The organism is Pantoea sp. GM_Pan_4, from assembly GCF_026541005.1.
GTDB classification, from domain to species: Bacteria; Pseudomonadota; Gammaproteobacteria; order Enterobacterales; family Enterobacteriaceae; genus Pantoea; species Pantoea dispersa.
The window spans coordinates 1-3,243 of the sequence record NZ_JALNUZ010000027.1; the positions used below are offsets into that span (position 1 = coordinate 1).

The 3,243-nt window shown below is 54.7% G+C and carries 2 rRNA genes; both read right to left on the reverse strand.

Features of this window, described 5'->3' with window-relative positions:
* Window positions 1-5: 5 nt before the first annotated feature.
* A 5S ribosomal RNA gene (gene rrf, locus OXR61_RS23315) occupies window positions 6-121 on the reverse strand.
* Window positions 122-318: 197 nt separating this feature from the next.
* Window positions 319-3,224, reverse strand: a 23S ribosomal RNA gene (locus tag OXR61_RS23320).
* Window positions 3,225-3,243 lie beyond the last annotated feature (19 nt).

Here is a 3,243-nt window from a genome sequence, read left to right on the forward strand (position 1 = left end):
TTGATGCCTGGCAGTTCCCTACTCTCGCATGGGGAGGCCCCACACTACCATCGGCGCTACGGCGTTTCACTTCTGAGTTCGGCATGGGGTCAGGTGGGACCACCGCGCTGTTGCCGCCAGGCAAATTCTGTTTTCGTCCGCGTCTTCCGCGCTCTGACTGCGTTGCCCCGCTCGCGCCGCTCAGTCACATACTTCTGTATGCTCCTTCCCGTCGTCTCGCGTGCCGCCTTGTCACAGCACAAAATCCACTGGACGTAATCCGGTGAACAAAGCTGAAAATTCTTTCGGTCTCTCAGACCAAAACGCCTCTGGCGTTGTAAGGTTAAGCCTCACGGGTCATTAGTACCGGTTAGCTCAACGCATCGCTGCGCTTACACACCCGGCCTATCAACGTCGTCGTCTTCAACGTCCCTTCAGGACCCTCAAGGGGTCAGGGAGAACTCATCTCGGGGCAAGTTTCGTGCTTAGATGCTTTCAGCACTTATCTCTTCCGCACTTAGCTACCGGGCAGTGCCATTGGCATGACAACCCGAACACCAGCGGTGCGTTCACTCCGGTCCTCTCGTACTAGGAGCAACCCCCCTCAATTCTCCAGCGCCCACGGCAGATAGGGACCGAACTGTCTCACGACGTTCTAAACCCAGCTCGCGTACCACTTTAAACGGCGAACAGCCGTACCCTTGGGACCTACTTCAGCCCCAGGATGTGATGAGCCGACATCGAGGTGCCAAACACCGCCGTCGATATGAACTCTTGGGCGGTATCAGCCTGTTATCCCCGGAGTACCTTTTATCCGTTGAGCGATGGCCCTTCCATTCAGAACCACCGGATCACTATGACCTGCTTTCGCACCTGCTCGAGCCGTCACTCTCGCAGTCAAGCTGGCTTATGCCATTGCACTAACCTCCTGATGTCCGACCAGGATTAGCCAACCTTCGTGCTCCTCCGTTACGCTTTGGGAGGAGACCGCCCCAGTCAAACTACCCACCAGACACTGTCCGCAGCCCGGATTACGGGCCTACGTTAGAACATCAAACATTAAAGGGTGGTATTTCAAGGTTGGCTCCACGCAGACTGGCGTCCGCGCTTCAAAGCCTCCCACCTATCCTACACATCAAGGCTCAATGTTCAGTGTCAAGCTATAGTAAAGGTTCACGGGGTCTTTCCGTCTTGCCGCGGGTACACTGCATCTTCACAGCGATTTCAATTTCACTGAGTCTCGGGTGGAGACAGCCTGGCCATCATTACGCCATTCGTGCAGGTCGGAACTTACCCGACAAGGAATTTCGCTACCTTAGGACCGTTATAGTTACGGCCGCCGTTTACCGGGGCTTCGATCAAGAGCTTCTCCTTGCGGATAACCCCATCAATTAACCTTCCGGCACCGGGCAGGCGTCACACCGTATACGTCCACTTTCGTGTTTGCACAGTGCTGTGTTTTTAATAAACAGTTGCAGCCAGCTGGTATCTTCGACTGGCCTCGGCTCCGGGAGCAAGTCCCTTCACCTACGCGCCAGCGTGCCTTCTCCCGAAGTTACGGCACCATTTTGCCTAGTTCCTTCACCCGAGTTCTCTCAAGCGCCTTGGTATTCTCTACCTGACCACCTGTGTCGGTTTGGGGTACGATTTCGTGTTACCTGGAGCTTAGAGGCTTTTCCTGGAAGCAGGGCATCAGTTACTTCACCGCCGTAGCGGCTCGTCGTCACGCCTCAGTGTTAAAGAAGACCGGATTTGCCTGGTCTTCACACCTGCACGCTTAAACCGGGACAACCGTCGCCCGGATAACCTAGCCTTCTCCGTCCCCCCTTCGCAGTAACACCAAGTACAGGAATATTAACCTGTTTCCCATCGACTACGCTTTTCAGCCTCGCCTTAGGGGTCGACTCACCCTGCCCCGATTAACGTTGGACAGGAACCCTTGGTCTTCCGGCGAGCGGGCTTTTCACCCGCTTTATCGTTACTTATGTCAGCATTCGCACTTCTGATACCTCCAGCATGCCTCACAGCACACCTTCAGCGGCTTACAGAACGCTCCCCTACCCAACAACGCCTAAGCGTCGCTGCCGCAGCTTCGGTGCATGGTTTAGCCCCGTTACATCTTCCGCGCAGGCCGACTCGACCAGTGAGCTATTACGCTTTCTTTAAATGATGGCTGCTTCTAAGCCAACATCCTGGCTGTCTGTGCCTTCCCACATCGTTTCCCACTTAACCATGACTTTGGGACCTTAGCTGGCGGTCTGGGTTGTTTCCCTCTTCACGACGGACGTTAGCACCCGCCGTGTGTCTCCCGTGATAACATTCCTCGGTATTCGCAGTTTGCATCGGGTTGGTAAGCCGGGATGGCCCCCTAGCCGAAACAGTGCTCTACCCCCGAGGATGAGTTCACGAGGCGCTACCTAAATAGCTTTCGGGGAGAACCAGCTATCTCCCGGTTTGATTGGCCTTTCACCCCCAGCCACAAGTCATCCGCTAATTTTTCAACATTAGTCGGTTCGGTCCTCCAGTTAGTGTTACCCAACCTTCAACCTGCCCATGGCTAGATCACCGGGTTTCGGGTCTATACCCTGCAACTTAACGCCCAATTAAGACTCGGTTTCCCTTCGGCTCCCCTATGCGGTTAACCTTGCTACAGAATATAAGTCGCTGACCCATTATACAAAAGGTACGCAGTCACCTAACAAGTAGGCTCCCACTGCTTGTACGTACACGGTTTCAGGTTCTGTTTCACTCCCCTCGCCGGGGTTCTTTTCGCCTTTCCCTCACGGTACTGGTTCACTATCGGTCAGTCAGGAGTATTTAGCCTTGGAGGATGGTCCCCCCATGTTCAGACAGGATACCACGTGTCCCGCCCTACTCGTCGGACTCACAACTTATGCATCTTCGTGTACGGGGCTGTCACCCGGTATCGCGCGACTTTCCAGACGCTTCCACTGATGCACAAGCTGATTCAGGTCCTGGGCTGCTCCCCGTTCGCTCGCCGCTACTGGGGGAATCTCGGTTGATTTCTTTTCCTCGGGGTACTTAGATGTTTCAGTTCCCCCGGTTCGCCTCGTTAACCTATGTATTCAGTTAACGATGATGCACAGAGTGCACCGGGTTTCCCCATTCGGACATCGACGGCTGTAGCGGTTCATATCACCTTACCGTCGCTTTTCGCAGATTAGCACGTCCTTCATCGCCTCTGACTGCCAGGGCATCCACCGTGTACGCTTAGTCGCTTAACCTCACAACCCACAGGCGTTT